This window comes from Streptomyces sp. NPDC051662 (genome assembly GCF_040681655.1).
GTDB lineage: Bacteria > Actinomycetota > Actinomycetes > Streptomycetales > Streptomycetaceae > Streptomyces.
Map to the genome: position 1 here is coordinate 58,013 of NZ_JBFAZD010000025.1, position 16,699 is coordinate 74,711.

Genomic DNA, 16,699 nt, shown 5'->3' on the forward strand with positions numbered 1-16,699 from the left:
CATGGGGGCGTCTCCGTTTCCGACGGAGGCGCCCCTCTCTTTCCCGCGCATGACCCGGCAGGATTCACACCGGGGCCGACGGGCGTCGCACACGGCACGGCCGGCATCGCACACGGCACGGCCGGCATTGCACCGTCGACTGAATGCAATGTATACGTTGACCATGCTGCCAACCGGTGACCGCCCCGCAGAGCGTCCAGGAGTGCACAACCAGGCCGAACTGGCCTACCGGCGACTGCGCGAGCGACTGATCTCCGGGCACTACCACCCCGGGGATCGTCTCACCGAGCTGGGTATCTGCGACGACCTGGGCATGAGCCGGACCCCGGTCCGTGAGGCGCTGCGCCGTCTGCAGAGCGACGGCCTCGTCACCTCCACGGGCCGGGGTGTGGTGGTCAGCTCCCTCTCCCCGCAGGAGATGCTGCACGCGACACAGGTCCATGGAGCGCTGGACGCCCTGGCCGCGAAACTCGCCGCCGTCGCGCAGCGCGACGGAATGCTGTCGCCCGCCCAGCTCGGCGCGCTCAAGGAGGCGTCGCGCCGGGTGGAGGAGCGCGGCGAGGCGGGTGACGCCCCGGGTGCCTGGCGCGCCAATCTCGACTTCCACATGATGCTGGCCAGGCTGTCGGGCAATCCGCTGCTGGAGGACGCGCTCGACCGTATCTGGGCCCGGTTCGCCATCGTCAGTCTCAGCAACATCAGCCGGCGGGCGGACCTGACGCCCGTTCAGCACGAGGCCATCGTCCGCGCGATCATCGACGGCGATCCGGAGGGCGCGGAGGCCGCCGCGGCCGAGCATGTACGGGAGGCCGCGGCCATGTACGGCGAGAACCACCCGGACCGCGACACCCGCGCCTGACGGACCGACTCGATCGGCGTCCCGGTCGTTCTCCCCACGCAGCCGCACAGCCCGCACAAAGGGTTACTTCCCGGTAGAACCTTTTCCGGTCGATCCCTGACGGATGCCTTGCCGCCCCTTGGCACGCAATGTATACATTGCACATCAAGCACACAGAGGCTCCAGGCGGGCCTCAAGGCGCACGGGACACGCGCCGGCAACAGCCTCCGGGACGCGCTCCGACGCCCTGTCACCCGCGCCCCAGCCCGGTGGGCCCTGACCGCAATCACGATCACCAACCCGAGGTGAGTGTCATGCCAGGATTCGGCCGGAGCGGACGACGGCGCACGGCGATGATCAGCACGGCGACCGCGGCGCTGCTCGTGGCGACCGCGTGCTCGGGGCCGGCCGCGGACGGCGGCGGCTCCATCAAGGTCGGCGCGTCGCTCCCGCTGTCCGGGCCCGTCGCCGACGCCTCCAAACCCGCGTACGAGGGCTACAAGGTCTGGCTCGACGAGGTGAACAAGGACGGCGGGCTGCTGGGGCGGCAGGTCGAACTCAAGGTCCTCGACGACGGCTTCGACCAGAACACCGTGGTCACCAACTACAACCGCCTCATCAGCCAGGAACGGGTCGATCTGCTCCTCGGCACCTTCTCCTCGAAACTCAACCTGCCCGCCTCCGCGGTGGCCGAGCGCAACAAGATGCTCTACGTCGAACCCTCGGGCGGCGCCTCGGAGATCTTCACCCGCGGCTACGACTATCTGTTCTTCGCGCAGCCCAGCACATCGGTGGATCTGCCGGAGCAGTTCCTGGCGTGGCTCACCGCGCTCCCCGCCGACCAGCGGCCCAGGACAGCGGCGTACCCCACGCAGGACGACCCCAACACGGATGTCGTCGTCGAGGAGTTCCGCAAGGAGCTCACCAAGCTCGGGGTGAAGAGCGTCTACAGCGAGAAGTACGCGCCGGAGACCGTCAACTTCGACTCCATCGCGGGCGCCGTCGCCCGCGCGGAACCCGATCTGGTCATCCATGGCGCGGTCGGCACCGGCGACGGCGCCGGCTTTGTGAAGGGGCTCCAGAAGCAGCGGTTCAGCCCGGAGATCCTCTTCCAGACGAACAGCCCGAGCGTCACCGGGTCGTACCCCCGGGCCATCGGGGCGAAGAACACCGAGGGCATCTTCACCACCGCCGCCTGGAGCCCCAAGGCCGGCTACCCGGGCAACGCCGAGTTCGTCGAGAAGTACACGGCGGCCTACGGCGCCGCTCCCAGCGACGACGCCGCCAACGCGTACACCGCCGGTCAGGTGCTGGAGGCGGCGGTGAAGGCGGTGGGCAGCCTGGACCAGGACAAGCTCGCCGACTGGCTGCACTCCCACACCGTGCAGACCATCGTCGGCCCGCTGGAGTGGGACGAACGCGGAGTGCCCAATGGCGACATGCTGCTCGCGCAGTGGCAGGGCGGGGAGTTCCAGATCATCGCCCCGGAGAGTCAGAAGACCGTCGACTCGGTCGTCAACCCCAAGCCGGAGTGGTCCTGATGGCGCGGCTGCTCCAGGCCGTCGTCCTCGGGCTGCTCGTGGGCGGGGTGTACGCGCTGGTCGCCGCGGGGATGAACCTGATCTTCGGGGTCATGCGGGTGATCAACCTCGCGCAGGGCGGCATGCTCATCCTCAGCGCCTATCTGACGTACACCCTGTGGAACGCGACCGGACTCGACCCTCTGCTGCTGGTGCTCATCACCACGCCGTGCCTGCTGGTCGTCGGCTGGGCCACGTACTACGTCTTCATCGAGCGCTCCCGTACCACCGACCCGTCGATGGCGCTGGTGACCACCTTCGGCCTCACCCTTGTCACCAAGGGTGTCATCGCGCTGATCTGGGGAAACGAACCGCACTCGGTGACCCCGGGGTATGCCAACCGCTCGTTCTCCGTGCTGGGGCTCACGTTCCCGCAGGCGCAGGTGTACGCGTGTCTGGTCGCTGCGGTGGTGCTCGCCGGGCTGTATCTGCTGCTGCGGCGCACCTGGCTCGGACGGTCGATCCAGGCCACCGCCGGAAGCGCGGAGGGTGCCCGGCTGATCGGCATCGAGGTGCGCGGTGTCTGGGCGGCGTCCTTCGCGATCGGGGTGGCCGCCGCGGGCGCGGGCGGCTCGCTGCTGAGCGTCCTGTACCCGTTCATGCCGAGTTCGGCCGACCACTGGATCGGGCTGATGCTCGCCATCGTCGTGCTCGGCGGTATGGGCAGCCTGCCCGGCAGTGTGCTCGGCGCGCTGGTCATCGCCCTCGCCGAGTCGCTGACCTCCGACTATGTCTCTCCCGACTGGGCCGGTGCGGTCCCCTATCTGGCCATCATCCTGGTGCTCGTCGCTCGCCCGCAGGGCCTGCTGGGCACCCGGCTACGAGAGGACACGAGCCGCCCATGAACGAGCCACGCGTGAACACGCCACGCATAAAGGGGAATCGGCCGCGGGCGGCTGCCATCGGGCTCGCCGCCGTGTTCCTCGCCGTACTGCCCCTGGTGTCCGACAACGCCTATGTCCAGAACATGGCCATCATGGCGTTCCTGCTGGCCGTCATGGCGTCCGGCTGGAACATCATCTCGGGTTACGCGGGCTATGTGTCGCTGGGCCAGAGCGCCTTCCTCGGCATCGGCGCGTACACCACCGCCCTGCTCTCCCTCCACTTCGGCGTCTCACCGTTTCTCGCGGCCCCCGTGGGCGGGGTGGTCGCGGCCGGCGCCGCGCTGCTGCTCGGGCTGGCGGGCCGGCGCACCCGTGGTATCGCCTTCGTGATCGTGAGCTTCGCCTTCCTGGAGTTCACCTCGCTGGGGACCTCCAACTGGTCCTCGCTGACCAACGGCAATCACGGACTCGCGCTGCCGCTGCCGAGCTGGGACCGCGCCTATCTCAACTGGCCTTTCTACTATGCGTTGTTGGTACTGCTGGCGCTGACCGTGTGGGGATCCTGGGCCATCCGGCGCTCCACGTTCGGCATCGGGCTGATGGCGATCCGCGACGACGAGTCGAAGGCGGACGGCATCGGCGTACGGACCGACCGCTACAAGATGCTCGCCTTCGCCGCCTCCGCGTTCCCCATCGGGATCGCGGGCGGTGTCTACGGGTACTACATCGCGTTCCTCGAACCGGCCGCGATGTTCGACATCGTCATCGCCATGCAGATCGTGCTCGCCGCCCATCTCGGCGGGGTGGGCACACTGTGGGGGCCTGTCCTGGGCGCCTTTCTGCTGGAGCCGCTCAACCAGCTCACCAATCAGAGTCTGAGCGGCCCCGACGCCGGCTCCTGGCGTCTGATCATCTACGGCACCCTGCTCGCGGCGATCGTGCTGTTCTTCCCCAAGGGTGTGCTGACGGAGGGGGCGGCCCTGCTCGCCCGCCTCCGGCGCACCGGGCCCAAGGCCCTGGCGGGCAGCCAGCCGGCCCCCGAACCGGAGAGGCTGCCCGCGTCCGCGCGGGTCCGGCCCCGGGAGGCGGCGGAACCGGAGGGCGTGCCCCTGCTGCGGGTGACCGGCCTGGACAAGGCGTTCGGCGGTGTGCACGCGGTCGACCAGTGCTCGTTCACGGTCGAGCGGGGCACGATCACGGGCCTGATCGGCCCCAACGGCTCGGGAAAGACCACGGTGTTCAATCTGCTCGACGGAAGCCTGGGCGCCGACGGCGGCCAGGTCCGGCTCGGTACGCGCCGTATCGACGCCCTGCCCCGCTGGCAGCGCGCACACGCCGGGCTGGCCCGTACCTTCCAGTCCGCCCGGGTCTTCCCGCGCCTCACGGTCCTGGAGAATCTGGCCGTCCCCAGCCGGAGCCTCTCCACGGCCGGACCGCGCGCCGGGGCGGCCGGCGGCACGGACACGGCCCTCGCCCGTGAGTGGCTGGACTTCGTCGGGATGGGCGCGTACGCGGAGCACGAGGCGGGCGGACTCTCGTACGGGCAGCAGAAGTTGGTCGAGCTCGCCCAGGCGCTGATGCTGCGGCCGGAGCTGCTGCTGCTGGACGAACCGGCCGCCGGGATCAACCCGGCGCTCGTGGACCGGCTGAGCGGTATCGTCCGGGCGCTCAACGAGGCCGGTACGACCGTGGTGATCGTCGAACACAACATGCCCTTCGTGCTGTCGCTCTGCGACCACATCCATGTCCTCGCCCAGGGCGCGGTCATCGCGAGCGGTCCGCCAGGACAGATCGAGCGGGATCCGGCCGTGCTCGACGCCTATCTCGGTGACCACGCCGTGAGGCCGCACGGCGACGAGGCGATCACAGGAGCCGGCGCATGATCACATTCAGGTCCCTGGTGGCCGGCTACGGACGGGCGGGCGACATTCTGCGCGGGGTCGATTTCTCCGCCGCCGAAGGCGCCATCACCTGTGTCGTCGGCCCCAACGGCGCGGGGAAGTCGACGGTGCTCAAGGCGTGCAGCGGACTGCTGCGCCCCCGAAGCGGCCGGGTACTGCTCGGCGACGAGGAGATCGGCGGGCTCTCCCCCGCACGGATCCTGCGTCGCGGTGTGGTCCAGGTCCCGCAGCACCACGGGCTGTTCCCCGCCCTCACGGTACGGGAGAACGTGCTGCTCGGCGCGTATGTGCACCGTCGTGAACGGGAGCGCAACCGGCGCCGTTACGAAGAGATATCCGCCATCTTCCCGCTGATCGCCGAACGCGCCGGGGACAGGGCCGCGTCCCTCTCCGGCGGTCAGCGGCGCATCGTCGAGTTCGCGCGTGCGCTCATGCTGCGTCCCAAGGTCGTCCTGCTGGACGAGCCGACGCTCGGGCTCGACCCCAAGGCATCCGCCCGGCTGGCCGATTCGATCCGCACGCTCAACCAGGAAGGGGTGACGGTGCTCATGGTCGAACAGAACGTACGCTTCGGCCTCACCCTCGCCGACGACGCCGTCGTCATGGAGGGCGGCCGGGTCCTGCACACCGGGCCGGCCGACGCGCTGCTCGCCGACCCGGACATGGGGCGGCTGTTCTTCGGCGGCGCCCCGTCCCGGCGGGAGGCGTCATGAGCGCGCCGGTACGGGTCGGGTTCACCGGTACGGGCGTGATGGGGCTGCCGATGGCCCGGCGGCTGCTGGCCGCGGGTCACCCGGTCACGGTGTACGCGCGGACGCCCGCCAAGGCCCAGCCGCTCGTGGAGGCGGGCGCCGAACGGGCCGCCACCCCCGCGCGGATCGCCCAGGACTGCGAGGTGGTGATCGGCTGCCTGCTCGACGAACAGGCCGTACGCGACGTCTACTTGGGCGAGAACGGACTGCTGTCGGCGGCGCGCCCCGGGCAGCTCTTCGTCGAGCACGGCACGGTCGCGCCCGCGCTCGCCCGCACTCTCGCCGGGCACGCGAAGCGGCGCGGGGCCGGTTTCCTGGATGTGCCGGTGACGGGCGGGCCGCAGCGCGCCCGCGACGGGCTGCTGACCGGGATCGCCGGCGGTGACGCGGCCCAACTGGCGTCCGTACGGCCCCTGCTGGACGCGTACTGCTCGGAGGTCGTCCATGTCGGGGCGGTGGGCAAGGGTCTGGAGCTGAAGCTCGTCAACCAGCTGCTCGTCAGTGTGCATGTGGCCGCCGCGGCGGAGGCGGCGGCGCTGCTCTCCCGGCTCGGGCTGCCGCCCCGGGAGAGCAAGCGGGTGCTGATGTCCGGCTGGGGCGCGAGCGCCATGCTCGACCACTGTCTGCCCGCCGCGCTCACCCCCTCCGACGCGGTGTCGGGCGCCACCATCGGCGGGCTCGTACCGGTGCAGGCGCTGGTGGCCGACCTGGCGGCGCGCTCGGATGTCCCGCTGCGGGTGTTCACCGCGGCGCGCGGCCCGTTCAACGCGCTGGCGCGCGCCGGGGCGGGGCGCCGGGATCTGGCCCAACTGGCCCGCGCCTACGATCCCGTACCCCCGGCCGGGTCCGGCCCGGGATCCGGTCCGGGGTCCGGTCCCGGGTCCGCCCCCGCCGGTCCCGCCGGCGGCCGTCCGGCGGGGCGGTGACGGCATGTCACAGCACAGCACGCGCCCGCGGAACGGCGAGGCGTTCGGCGCGGAGGACCGCGACGGCTTCATCCACCGCGCCTTCCTGCGCGGCGCCGGACACAGCGAGGCGACCGTACGCGCCCGGCCGGTGATCGGGATCTGTACGTCCTGGAGCGAACTCAACCCGTGCAACCAGGGGCTGCGGGAACTCGCCGCGCGGGTCAAACACGGCGTGATCGCGGCCGGGGGCCTTCCGCTGGAGTTCCCGACGATCTCGCTCGCCGAACCGTTCGTCCGGCCGACCACGCTCTATCTGCGCAATCTGATGGCCATGGACGTCGAGGAGATGATCACCGCGTCCCCGATCGACGGCGTGGTGCTGCTCGGCGGCTGCGACAAGACCGTACCGGCCCAGTTGATGGGCGCCCTCAGCGCGGGAAAACCGGCCGTGGCCCTCGCGGCGGGCCCGCGCGCCACCGGGCGGTGGGCCGGGAAGCCGCTGACCATCGACGATCTGTGGACGCTCTCCGACGAACGCCGCACGGGCGCGCTGGACGATGCCCGCTGGTCGGCGCTGGAGGGCTGTCTCGTCCCCGGCGCCGGCACCTGCAATGTGCTGGGCACCGCCGTCACCATGGCGCTCATCGCGGAGACCTTGGGCATGGCGCTGCCGGGTACGAGCCTGCTGCCCGCCACCGGTGGAGCGCGGGCCGCCGCCGCCGAGAGGACCGGACGGCGCGCGGTCGAGCTGGCCCGCGCCGGTCAGGGTCCTGACGCGTACATCACCCCGGCCTCGCTGGAGAACGCCTTCCGGGTGCTGTGCGCGGTCGGCGGTTCCACCAACGCCGTCATCCACCTCGAAGCGATCGCGGGCCGTATCGGTCACCGGCTCGGCCTCGACGCCATGGCCGAGTGGAGCGGAACCACCCCTCTCCTCACCGATGTCCGCCCCTCGGGACCCCATCTGCTGGAGGAGCTGGAGGACGCGGGCGGCCTCCCGGCGGTGCTCCTGGAGCTGGCGCCGCTGCTGCGCGCCGACGCGCTGTCCGGCACCGGTGAGCCCTGGCACGACGTGCTGGCGCGGACCGTACGGCACGAGAGCCCGGCGCTGCGGTCCGCGTCCGACCCCGTTCTCGCGTCGGGTTCGCTGGTGATGCTGCGCGGCAGCCTGGCGCCCGACGGGGCGGTCATCAAGCGCTCGGCGGCCGATCCCCGGCTGTGGCGGCACCGCGGGCGGGCGGTCGTCTTCGACGGTCTCGCCGATCTGCACGCGCGCGTCGACGATCCGGGGCTGGACGTGGACGAGGACTCCGTGCTCGTCCTGCGCGGAGCCGGTCCGGTGGGCGGTCCCGGCATGCCCGAGGTCGGCCAACTGCCCATTCCCGCGAAGCTGCTGCGCCGGGGTGTCACCGACATGGTGCGGATCTCCGACGCCCGGATGAGCGGTACCGCCTCGGGCGCCGTCGTCCTCCATGTCGCGCCCGAGGCGGCCGTGGGCGGCCCGCTCGCGCGAGTGGTGGACGGCGATCCGATCGTCCTGGATGTCACCACGGGGCGGCTCGACCTCGACGTCGACGCGGCCGAACTGGCCCGGCGCGAGCCCATCCCCGGGTCGGGGTCCGCATCGGGGGCCGGGTCTGGGCCTGGGGCCTGGTCGGGGTCCGCGCCGCCCGCGCGCGGCTACGCCTCGCTGTACCGGCGGCACGTCCTGCAGAGCTCCGAGGGCTGCGACTTCGACTTCCTGCGCTCCGCCGCCGCCCATCCCCACCGAACCGACCGAGGAGACCCGTCATGAGGATCGTCACATTCGGCCCCCCGCGCGCCGAGCAGCCCGCCGTCCTGCTGGACGAGGACCAGCTCGTACCGCTGGCCCCGCTGCTGACCCGACTGGGGCTGCCCGTCCTGGACACCAATGGCATCCTCGCCTTCCTGGACCATCTCCAGCCGCTCATCGAGGAGGCGCTGACCGGACCGGTCGAACGCGTCGACGCCACCACCACCCGGCTCGGACCGCCGGTCCCCCGCCCCGAGAAGATCATCGTCGCGGGCGGCAACTACCAGTCCCATGTCGACGAGGCGGCGGGCATGAAGGACGCTCCCTCCCCGTCCGAACCCCTGCTGATCTTCAAGCCGTCCAATACGGTCATCGGGCCGCACGACACCCTCGTACGCCCCCAGCAGAGCGTCCAGCTCGACTACGAGACGGAGATCGCCGTCGTCATCGGGCGCGGCGGCCGGTACATCTCCCGCGAGAAGGCGTACGACCATGTCGCCGGTTATATGATCGGCAACGATGTGACGGCGCGGGACATGGCGTTCAAGGACATCGAACTGAGCCCGCTCTTCTCGCAGATCACCCGGGCCAAGGGCATCCCCACCGGCGCGCCGTTCGGCCCCTGGCTGGCCACCAAGGACGAGATCCCCGACCCGCACGATCTGCGGCTGCGCTGCTGGGTCAACGGCGAACTGTGCCAGGACGGTTCGAGCGCGGAGATGATCGTCGACATCCCCGGGCTGATCGAGGACTTCAGCAAGGTCCTGGAGTTCACACCCGGCGACATCATCTACACCGGTACGACCACGGGGTGCGGCGCCTTCCAGAACCCGCCGCGCTTCCTGTTCGGCGGGGACAGCGTACGGATGGAGATCACCGGTCTCGGCGTCATGGAGACGCCTGTCGCCGACGAGAGCGCCCGATGACACCCCCCGACGGTCATACGGGCGTCCTTGTCGTCGGGGGCGGTCCCGTGGGTCTGAGCGCGGCGCTGCTCGCGTCACGGCTCGGCATCCCGGCCACGCTCGTGGAGCGCCATCGGTTCCCGTACGCCCATCCCAAGGCCCGGGGAGTGCGTACGCGCGCGATGGAGCTGTTCCGCCTCTGGGGAATGGAGGGGGAGATTCGCGGGCGCGCTCCGGCGAACCCCCGGCACGGCTTCGTCTACTGCCGGTCGCTGAGCGGCGCGGAGTACGCGCGTACCCCGGTCGGCGACGAGGACGGCACGCTGAGCCCCAGCGGCCCCTGCCGGGTTCCGCAGGACGAGCTGGAGCGGATACTGCGGGCCCGGGTCGCGCGGACCGCCGGGGTCCGGGTGCTCTTCGGCAGTACGGTGACGGATCTGCGGCAGGACCGGGGCGGCGTGCGCGCGACGGTCGAGGACACGGAAACCGGGGGGATACGGACCCTCACCGCCGGCTACGCCATCGCCGCGGACGGGGCGGGGAGCCGGGTCCGGCACGGCCTCGGGATCGGGCTCACCGGTGACTCGCTCGGCTACTGGCAGAGCGTCTACTGGCACGGTGACCTCTCCCGGCTCACCAAGGACCGCGGCGCGATCCAGTATCTGACGGCCGCCCCCGACGGCGGATTCGTCACCGTGGCGCCGGTCGACGGACGCGAGCGGTGGATCACCTTCCGGATGCGGCCGAGGGACGCCGGAGACCCCGGCGGGCTGACCGATCCGCAGGCGCGTGAGCTGGTCAGGAGCGCGGTCGGCGAGGACATTCCGGTGGAGGTGGTCAGTACGGCCACCTACGAGGTCACGGCGAAGGTCGCGGACACCTACCGCGACGGGCGCGTCTTCCTGGCCGGCGATGCCGCGCATGTGTTTCCGCCGACCGGCGGCTTCGGACTCAACACCGGTATCCAGGACGCCCACAATCTCCTGTGGAAGCTCGCGCTGGTCCGGCTGGGCCGGGCCGGGGACCGGCTGCTGGACACCTACGAGGCCGAACGGCGTCCGGTGGCGCTCTCCAACGCCCGGTGGAGCCAGGAGAACGCGGAGCGCTTCGACGACGTGTGGCGCTCGATCGTGAGCGGGGCGCCGGCGGGCGACGCGGCGGCGCGTCAGCGCGGTCATCTGTCCGCGTTGGAGAGGGACTTGGGGTTCCGCTACCCGCACGGCGCGCTGGTCGAGGAGCGGCCGGAGACGACGGGGGCGGAGACGGCGGAGACGGCGGAGACGGCGGAGACGGCGGGGGCGGCGGAGGCGGACGCGTTCGGCGCGGCGGTCGGCAGACGCGCCCCGCATCTGTGGGTACACGACGGCGAGCGCCGGATGTCCAGCCTGGAGATCTTCGAGGGCGGTTGGACACTGCTGTACGGCGCGGACGGCGCCCCCTGGAGCGACGCCGCCCGCAGCGTGGGCCGGAGCCTCCGGCTGCCGCTGCGTGCGTACCGTGCGCCGGGACCGCGCTTCGGTGTCGACCGGGAGCGCTTCGACCGGCTGTACGGTCTCCGGCCCGGCTCCGCGCTGCTGATCAGGCCCGACGGGCACCTGTCGTGGCGCGCTCCCGCCGATCCCGCGGGGCGCCACGCGGATCTGCTGGCCCAGGCGTTGCGGCGGATCCTCCGGCGGGAGACCCCATGAAGGAGACACGCTCATGACGGAGGCGCGGTTCGGAAGGGACCGGTACGCGCTCAATGTCTCCCTGGTCCTGGCCGGCCTCCCGGTCGCCGAGCGCCCGGCCGCCGCGGCGGCGGCCGGGTTCGGCCGGATCGAGATGTGGTGGCCGTTCTCCACCCCGGATCCCACGTCCGACGAGATCGGCGCGGTGCGGGACGCGCTGAGCCGGGCGAGCGTTCAGCTGGTCTGCGTCAACATCGACGGGGGCGACCACGGCGCCGGTGACCGCGGGCTGCTGGCCGATCCGGGGCGCCGGGCCCGGTGCGAACGAAGCGTCCTGGCGGTGCTGCGGCTCGCCGCGGACACCGGATGCCGTCTGGTCAATCTGCCCTATGGCAACCGCGATCCGCGTGTACCGGTGGCGCTCCAGCACCGTACCGCCTACGAGAATCTGCGGTTCGCGGCCGAGAAGGCGGCGGCCGAGGGGGTGACCGTCCTCCTCGAACCGCTCAACTCCGCCGACAATCCCCGCTACTTGCTGCCGGATGCCGACAGTGCCGCGCGCGTGGTTGAGCGGGCCCGGAAGGCGGGGGCCGGGAACGTGGGCATGCTGCTTGACGTGTACCACGTCGCGAGGGCGGGCCAGGACCCGGTGCTCACGATCGCCCGCCACGCACGGCTGATACGGCACGTCCAGTTCGCCGACACCCCGGGGAGGAGCTGTCCTGGTACCGGGGACATCGACTTCGCCCGGGTGTGGCAGGCACTGCTGACGGCCGGTTACGAGGGGTCCGTGGGGCTGGAGTTCAGCCCCACCCCGGATACCGCCGCGTCGCTGCGGGCTGCCCGGCGCTTCGTCGGCGCGCACCCCGCCCTTGTACGTTCCGGCGTTCAGCGCGTGGTGTCGCGGTGGAACACCGACTTCGACCAGAAGTAGCCGAGTACGGCCAGTCCCAGGCACCAGCCCACGGCCAGCCACCCGTTGTGGCCGATCTCGCTGCCGAGCAGCAGCCCGCGCAGGGTCTCGATGGCCGGGGTGAACGGCTGGTACTCGGCGATCGGCCGGAACCAGCCCGGCATCGCGTCGATCGGGACGAAGGCGCTGGAGATGAGCGGCAGAAAGATCAACGGCATCGCGTTGTTGCTGGCCGCCTCGGCGTTCGGGCTGATCAGGCCCATGCCGACCGCGATCCAGGTGAGCGCCGTGGCGAAGAGGACGAGCAGTCCGAACGCCGCGAGCCACTCCAGGACGGTGGCATCGGTGGAGCGGAAGCCGATGGCCACGGCGACGGCGCCGACGAGGACCACACTGGCGATCGATTGCAGCACGCTGCCGACGACGTGCCCGATGATGACGGAGCCGCGGTGGATCGCCATCGTACGGAAGCGGGCGATGATGCCCTCGGTCATGTCGTTGGAGACGGAGACCGCGGTGCCGATCGTGGTGCTGCCGATGGTCAACAGCACGAGGCCCGGGACGAGATACGCGATGTACTCGGAGCGGTCGGCACCGCCGCCGCCGATGCCCGCGCTCATCACATCGCCGAAGAGGTATACGAAGAGCAGTAGCAGCATGATCGGGGTGAGCAGCAGATTCAGGGTCATGGACGGATAGCGCCGCGCGTGCAGGAGATTGCGGCGCAGCATCGTGGACGAGTCGCGGACGGCGAGGGAGAAGGAACTCATCGGACGGTCTCCTTGGGCTGGTTGGGGACGTGGGCCGGGCCGGTCAGGGCGAAGAACACGTCGTCGAGGTCGGGGGTGTGGGTGGTCAGTTCGTCGGCCTCGATACCGGCGGTGTCCAGCCGGTCGAGGAGCGAGCGCAGCTCGCGCTGGCCGCCGTCGCTGGGGATCGTCAGTGTCAGTGCCTCGTCGTCCCGGGTGACCTCGCGCAGCGCGGCGGCTGCGGACCGGTAGGCGGCCGGGTCGGAGAAGCGCAGCCGCACATGCCCGCCGGGGATGAGCCGTTTCAGCTCGTTGGCGGTGCCCTGGGCCGCGATCTTGCCGTCGTTGAGCACGGCGATGTGGTCGGCGAGTTCGTCGGCCTCCTCCAGGTACTGGGTGGTGAGGAAGACGGTGACGCCGTCCGTGACGAGTTGGCGGATGACGCCCCACATGGTGTGGCGGGCGCGTGGGTCGAGGCCGGTGGTGGGTTCGTCGAGGAAGATGATCCGTGGGTTGCCGACGAGGGTCATGGCGAGGTCGAGGCGGCGTCGCATGCCGCCGGAGTAGGTGGAGGCGGGTTTCTTCGCGGCGTCGGTGAGGTCGAAGCGCTCCAGCAGTTCGGCGGCGATCCGCCGTCCCTCGCGCTTGGACAGGTGGTGCAGGTCCGCCATGAGGAGCATGTTCTCCTCGCCGGTGATCAGACCGTCGACGGCGGAGAACTGCCCGGTGACCCCGATCGCGGCGCGCACGCCGTCCGGTGATGTGGCGATGTCGTGGCCCGCGACCTGGGACTGCCCGCCGTCGGCGGAGATGAGGGTGGAGAGGATCTTGACGGCGGTGGTCTTGCCGGCGCCGTTCGGACCGAGCAGCGCGAACACGGACCCGGCCGGGATACGCAGATCGATACCGTCGAGGACCGTCTTGCCGCCGTACGACTTGCGCAGCCCGACGGCGGAGATGGCGGCCGGCGACGCGTGACCGCCGCCCTGCCTGGTCGTGGGCATGACAGATGAAGGCATGGAGCCCTCCCCTTCGAAGGCGTGATGAGTGGTGAAGTGGGCTTGGCTGTCAGGAGATGAGGAGTTGGGGCGGGTCAGGCCCGGGCGCGGCGAATGTCGATGTTGCCGTGGCGGGTACGGGCCTTGATCTCGACGGTGCCCTCGGATGTGTCCGGGGCCTCGGACGCGGTGAGCGCGTTGTGCACCTGACCGGTGCCCGAGCCGGCGTCGAGCCAGGCTGCCGTGCCCTCGCGGATGCCGACCTCGATGGAGCCGTAGGAGGTCTCCAACTGGACGGTCCCGCGGGCGACATCGCCGACGCGCAGGGTGCCATGGGCGGTGGTGGCGGCGACCGAGCCCTCCGCGTGCTCGATGAGGATGTCGCCGTTGGCACCGCTCACCCGCAGATCACCCAGGGCGTCGACGACGGTCGTGGCGCCGTGCGAGTTCTTCAGAACGGCCGGGCCGTCGACGGTACCGACGCGCAGGCTGCCGGAGCTGGTGGTGATCTCGGCGGACCCCTCGACGCGGTCCACGGTGATGCTGCCGTGGGACGCGGTCAGGTGCAGCGGCCCGGTGGTGTCGAGGCGGACATCGCCCGACGAGGTCTTCACACGGACCTCGCCGAGCCGGCCCTCGCTGTGCACCTGGGCCCAGGCGCCGGTCAACTCCACCTGCGAGCCCGTGGGCAGTTCGACCGTGACGTCGACGGTACCGGTGCGCCCGACGAGATAGCGCTGCTTGGGCGTCCTGATGGTCAACAGGCCGTTCGTGTAACGCACTTCGGTCTGCTCCGCCGCCCGTACGTCCAGGTCCTTCTTGGGGTCGCGGGCCGCCACCTCGACGAGGGTGTCAAGCCGGTCGGCGGCGATGAACCGGATGGATCCGGCTTCCACATGGGCGGTGGCCGAGATCGTCGCGGGGGTGTCGAAAGAAGGCATGGCTGTCCCGTCCTCTTGGGTCTTCGTGGCGTCCCTGCTGGTGGGACGTGGTGTGGATGAAGTGGCGTGGATGAAGTGGCGTGGGTGGGGCGTGGGTGAAGTGGTGCGGGCGGGGCGGGGCTAGCGCACCCAGCCCGTGACGCTCTGTCCGACCGTGCGGGTGGTGCGGGCCTTCTCCGCCGTACGCGACGGGGTGCCGCCCTCGACCGCGGCCGACACGGCTCGTACCAGCCATGCGTTGACCGACAGGCCCTCGCGGCTCGCGGCCTCCTCGGCGCGCGTCTTGAGGTGGCCGGGCAGTCGCAGGTTGACGCGAGCCGTGCCGCCGTCGTCGCCGTCGGCGGCGGGTGCCGGGGCCGGGGTCCTGAGCGGCTCGGCGGGCCCGCTCCTGTCCTCGTACGCCTCGTCGCCCGCCGGCCGCGTCACCACGAAGTCGGGGTCGAGCCCGCGCAGCCGTACATCGACCGAGCCCGGGGCGAGTTCGCGGGTGATCTCGCTCATCGCGGCGGAGAGCACATGGAGCATCGTCAGTCGGGTCGCCGACTCCAGCGGAGCGGTGAGCCGCTCGGCCAGCTCGCGGGCTTCTTCGCCGCCGGCTTCGGCGGCCACCGCGAGTTCGCGGCGGAGGTTGTCGACATACGGCGTGAGGTCCATAGCACCATAGTGGCACCACTATGGCGCCACACGCAAGCCCGCAAGGGAAGCCGACACAGCCCGGGCTCAACCCAACGCGCCTGACCTGCTAAAACGTACTGGCATCACAGTGCCTCAATGCGGTGCCACATGGACCCTCAGCCCATCTGGCGCCTCTCATGGTGCCACGGTGGCACCACTAAGGACGTGCTGCGCCGATCCGGGACCAGACCTGCTGGAGGGCCCGGTAGTCGATCACGACAATCCCCTCCCGCCGCAGGAGTTCACGGGTCTCGGGCGCGGTCAGGAACGCGTAGTCGGACCGGCGCACTCGCCAGCCATCGGGCTCGATCGCCCGCGCCTCAGCGGTGCCGAGGCCGGGATGCACGGCCCACTCGCTCAGTCCGGCCGGCAGCTCACGCAGCAGCTCGGCGTACCGGTCCCGCTTGCCCTCGATATCGAGGCTGAAGCTGTCCAGGAAGGGGTGGTCCGTGACGGGCAGACCGCGCGGACGCAGCTTCCGACGCCCCGGTTCGAGCCAGACCCGTACCGCCAGGCCGTACTCACCGGCGAGCGCCACGGTCAGATCGAAGATGTCGTCGCGTCCACCGTCGGCCAGACAGTGCCAGTCGAGATGGGTCGGCGCCAGTCCGGCATCGGCCGCCGTATCGATCTGAGCGCGGAACTCGGTCTCGACCTCCTCGATCCGGGCCCGCGCGAGGAGTTCGGGAATCCGCGGTGGCGTGAACAGCTCCCCGTCCCCGTCGAGCAGGGAGGGCAGGCGCTCTCTCGCGGCCACCGGACCCCACCGGTGGTGGGCCGTGTCGCAGACCAGCGTGAGATGAATTCCGAACGGGATCTCGGGCCACCGGCGCAGCAGGCCCATGGCCTCCGGCGCCCCGGGACACGGCACCATCAGGCTGCACGAAGCGGCGATGCCGTCCGCGATCGACGCGATGACGGCGGCGTTGATGGCGTGACTCATCCCGAAGTCATCGTTGTTCACGATGAGCACACGGGCATCGGCGGGGTAGCCGAGCAGTTCACTGGAGAGACCCGAGGGCGCGACGGATCCGGACACGTTGGCGGGTTCATCCATGCCCCCCAGTGTGAACGCGCCACGCGAGACCGTCCGCTCATTTAATCCACGGCGGCCCATAACCCCCAGCGGGCATGCACGGTACCCACCGGGAACCGGCGCAACGCAGGACCAGATCCCGCCACTCCTCGCATTCCAAGGTTCAAGGATTCATGAGCCTTAAATTCACTTGATCAACCACCCATTACGACCTTCTTCGGCCGAATCCCACAACAGC

At 70.9% G+C, this 16,699-nt stretch carries 15 protein-coding genes; 10 read left to right on the forward strand and 5 right to left on the reverse strand.

Annotation, left to right across the window (positions count from 1 at the left end):
- Positions 1-163 precede the first annotated feature (163 nt).
- From AB0M67_RS32025 to AB0M67_RS32070, 10 genes are all read left to right on the forward strand, one after another.
- Positions 164-859 carry a GntR family transcriptional regulator gene (locus AB0M67_RS32025; RefSeq protein ID WP_365751100.1) on the forward strand — a complete coding sequence of 232 codons (696 nt, stop codon included), beginning with the start codon at positions 164-166 and terminating at the stop codon, positions 857-859.
- Positions 860-1,152: 293 nt separating this feature from the next.
- Positions 1,153-2,379 (forward strand): amino acid ABC transporter substrate-binding protein, encoded by a 1,227-nt coding sequence (locus AB0M67_RS32030; RefSeq protein ID WP_365751053.1) that lies wholly within the window; start codon positions 1,153-1,155, stop codon positions 2,377-2,379.
- Positions 2,379-3,263: a branched-chain amino acid ABC transporter permease gene (locus AB0M67_RS32035; protein WP_365751054.1), complete on the forward strand. Its 885-nt coding sequence runs from the start codon at positions 2,379-2,381 to the stop codon at positions 3,261-3,263. Before AB0M67_RS32030 ends, AB0M67_RS32035 begins: the two co-directional genes overlap by 1 nt.
- Positions 3,260-5,125 carry a branched-chain amino acid ABC transporter ATP-binding protein/permease gene (locus tag AB0M67_RS32040; protein ID WP_365751055.1) on the forward strand — a complete coding sequence of 622 codons (1,866 nt, stop codon included), beginning with the start codon at positions 3,260-3,262 and terminating at the stop codon, positions 5,123-5,125. The genes AB0M67_RS32035 and AB0M67_RS32040 overlap by 4 nt, the downstream gene beginning before the upstream one ends.
- Positions 5,122-5,856, forward strand: a complete 735-nt coding sequence (locus AB0M67_RS32045) for an ABC transporter ATP-binding protein (RefSeq protein WP_365751056.1) — start codon at positions 5,122-5,124, stop codon at positions 5,854-5,856. Before AB0M67_RS32040 ends, AB0M67_RS32045 begins: the two co-directional genes overlap by 4 nt.
- Positions 5,853-6,821, forward strand: coding sequence for an NAD(P)-dependent oxidoreductase (locus AB0M67_RS32050; protein WP_365751057.1), 969 nt, complete (start codon positions 5,853-5,855; stop codon positions 6,819-6,821). The genes AB0M67_RS32045 and AB0M67_RS32050 overlap by 4 nt, the downstream gene beginning before the upstream one ends.
- 4 nt (positions 6,822-6,825) lie before the next feature.
- Positions 6,826-8,598 carry a dihydroxy-acid dehydratase gene (locus AB0M67_RS32055; RefSeq protein WP_365751058.1) on the forward strand — a complete coding sequence of 591 codons (1,773 nt, stop codon included), beginning with the start codon at positions 6,826-6,828 and terminating at the stop codon, positions 8,596-8,598.
- On the forward strand, positions 8,595-9,503 hold the full coding sequence (locus AB0M67_RS32060) for a fumarylacetoacetate hydrolase family protein (RefSeq protein WP_365751059.1): 909 nt from the start codon (positions 8,595-8,597) through the stop codon (positions 9,501-9,503). Before AB0M67_RS32055 ends, AB0M67_RS32060 begins: the two co-directional genes overlap by 4 nt.
- Positions 9,500-11,170 carry an FAD-dependent monooxygenase gene (locus AB0M67_RS32065; protein ID WP_365751060.1) on the forward strand — a complete coding sequence of 557 codons (1,671 nt, stop codon included), beginning with the start codon at positions 9,500-9,502 and terminating at the stop codon, positions 11,168-11,170. The genes AB0M67_RS32060 and AB0M67_RS32065 overlap by 4 nt, the downstream gene beginning before the upstream one ends.
- Before the next feature lie 13 nt (positions 11,171-11,183).
- The gene (locus tag AB0M67_RS32070) at positions 11,184-12,083 is read left to right on the forward strand and encodes a TIM barrel protein (protein WP_365751061.1); all 900 of its coding nucleotides are present in this window, start codon (positions 11,184-11,186) and stop codon (positions 12,081-12,083) included.
- Here AB0M67_RS32070 and AB0M67_RS32075 read toward each other — a convergent pair.
- The 5 genes from AB0M67_RS32075 to AB0M67_RS32095 form a co-directional block, all read right to left on the reverse strand.
- Complete coding sequence (locus tag AB0M67_RS32075) at positions 12,038-12,832, reverse strand: ABC transporter permease (RefSeq protein WP_365751062.1); 795 nt, start codon at positions 12,830-12,832, stop codon at positions 12,038-12,040. The two genes, AB0M67_RS32070 and AB0M67_RS32075, sit on opposite strands and share 46 nt — an antisense overlap.
- Positions 12,829-13,830, reverse strand: coding sequence for an ATP-binding cassette domain-containing protein (locus AB0M67_RS32080; protein WP_365751063.1), 1,002 nt, complete (start codon positions 13,828-13,830; stop codon positions 12,829-12,831). The genes AB0M67_RS32075 and AB0M67_RS32080 overlap by 4 nt, the downstream gene beginning before the upstream one ends.
- Before the next feature lie 74 nt (positions 13,831-13,904).
- Positions 13,905-14,750, reverse strand: coding sequence for a DUF4097 family beta strand repeat-containing protein (locus tag AB0M67_RS32085; RefSeq protein ID WP_365751064.1), 846 nt, complete (start codon positions 14,748-14,750; stop codon positions 13,905-13,907).
- Positions 14,751-14,870: 120 nt separating this feature from the next.
- Positions 14,871-15,404 carry a toxin-antitoxin system HicB family antitoxin gene (locus AB0M67_RS32090; protein WP_365751065.1) on the reverse strand — a complete coding sequence of 178 codons (534 nt, stop codon included), beginning with the start codon at positions 15,402-15,404 and terminating at the stop codon, positions 14,871-14,873.
- A 178-nt stretch (positions 15,405-15,582) separates the two neighbouring features.
- Positions 15,583-16,482 (reverse strand): polysaccharide deacetylase family protein, encoded by a 900-nt coding sequence (locus AB0M67_RS32095; protein ID WP_365751066.1) that lies wholly within the window; start codon positions 16,480-16,482, stop codon positions 15,583-15,585.
- Positions 16,483-16,699 lie beyond the last annotated feature (217 nt).

Coding starts and splice junctions, on each gene's coding strand:
- AB0M67_RS32025 (WP_365751100.1), top strand. CDS start 164: ATGCTGCCAACCGGTGACCGCCCCGCAGAGCGTCCAGGAGTGCACAAC.
- AB0M67_RS32030 (WP_365751053.1), top strand. CDS start 1,153: ATGCCAGGATTCGGCCGGAGCGGACGACGGCGCACGGCGATGATCAGC.
- AB0M67_RS32035 (WP_365751054.1), top strand. CDS start 2,379: ATGGCGCGGCTGCTCCAGGCCGTCGTCCTCGGGCTGCTCGTGGGCGGG.
- AB0M67_RS32040 (WP_365751055.1), top strand. CDS start 3,260: ATGAACGAGCCACGCGTGAACACGCCACGCATAAAGGGGAATCGGCCG.
- AB0M67_RS32045 (WP_365751056.1), top strand. CDS start 5,122: ATGATCACATTCAGGTCCCTGGTGGCCGGCTACGGACGGGCGGGCGAC.
- AB0M67_RS32050 (WP_365751057.1), top strand. CDS start 5,853: ATGAGCGCGCCGGTACGGGTCGGGTTCACCGGTACGGGCGTGATGGGG.
- AB0M67_RS32055 (WP_365751058.1), top strand. CDS start 6,826: ATGTCACAGCACAGCACGCGCCCGCGGAACGGCGAGGCGTTCGGCGCG.
- AB0M67_RS32060 (WP_365751059.1), top strand. CDS start 8,595: ATGAGGATCGTCACATTCGGCCCCCCGCGCGCCGAGCAGCCCGCCGTC.
- AB0M67_RS32065 (WP_365751060.1), top strand. CDS start 9,500: ATGACACCCCCCGACGGTCATACGGGCGTCCTTGTCGTCGGGGGCGGT.
- AB0M67_RS32070 (WP_365751061.1), top strand. CDS start 11,184: ATGACGGAGGCGCGGTTCGGAAGGGACCGGTACGCGCTCAATGTCTCC.
- AB0M67_RS32075 (WP_365751062.1), bottom strand. CDS start 12,832: ATGAGTTCCTTCTCCCTCGCCGTCCGCGACTCGTCCACGATGCTGCGC.
- AB0M67_RS32080 (WP_365751063.1), bottom strand. CDS start 13,830: ATGCCTTCATCTGTCATGCCCACGACCAGGCAGGGCGGCGGTCACGCG.
- AB0M67_RS32085 (WP_365751064.1), bottom strand. CDS start 14,750: ATGCCTTCTTTCGACACCCCCGCGACGATCTCGGCCACCGCCCATGTG.
- AB0M67_RS32090 (WP_365751065.1), bottom strand. CDS start 15,404: ATGGACCTCACGCCGTATGTCGACAACCTCCGCCGCGAACTCGCGGTG.
- AB0M67_RS32095 (WP_365751066.1), bottom strand. CDS start 16,482: ATGGATGAACCCGCCAACGTGTCCGGATCCGTCGCGCCCTCGGGTCTC.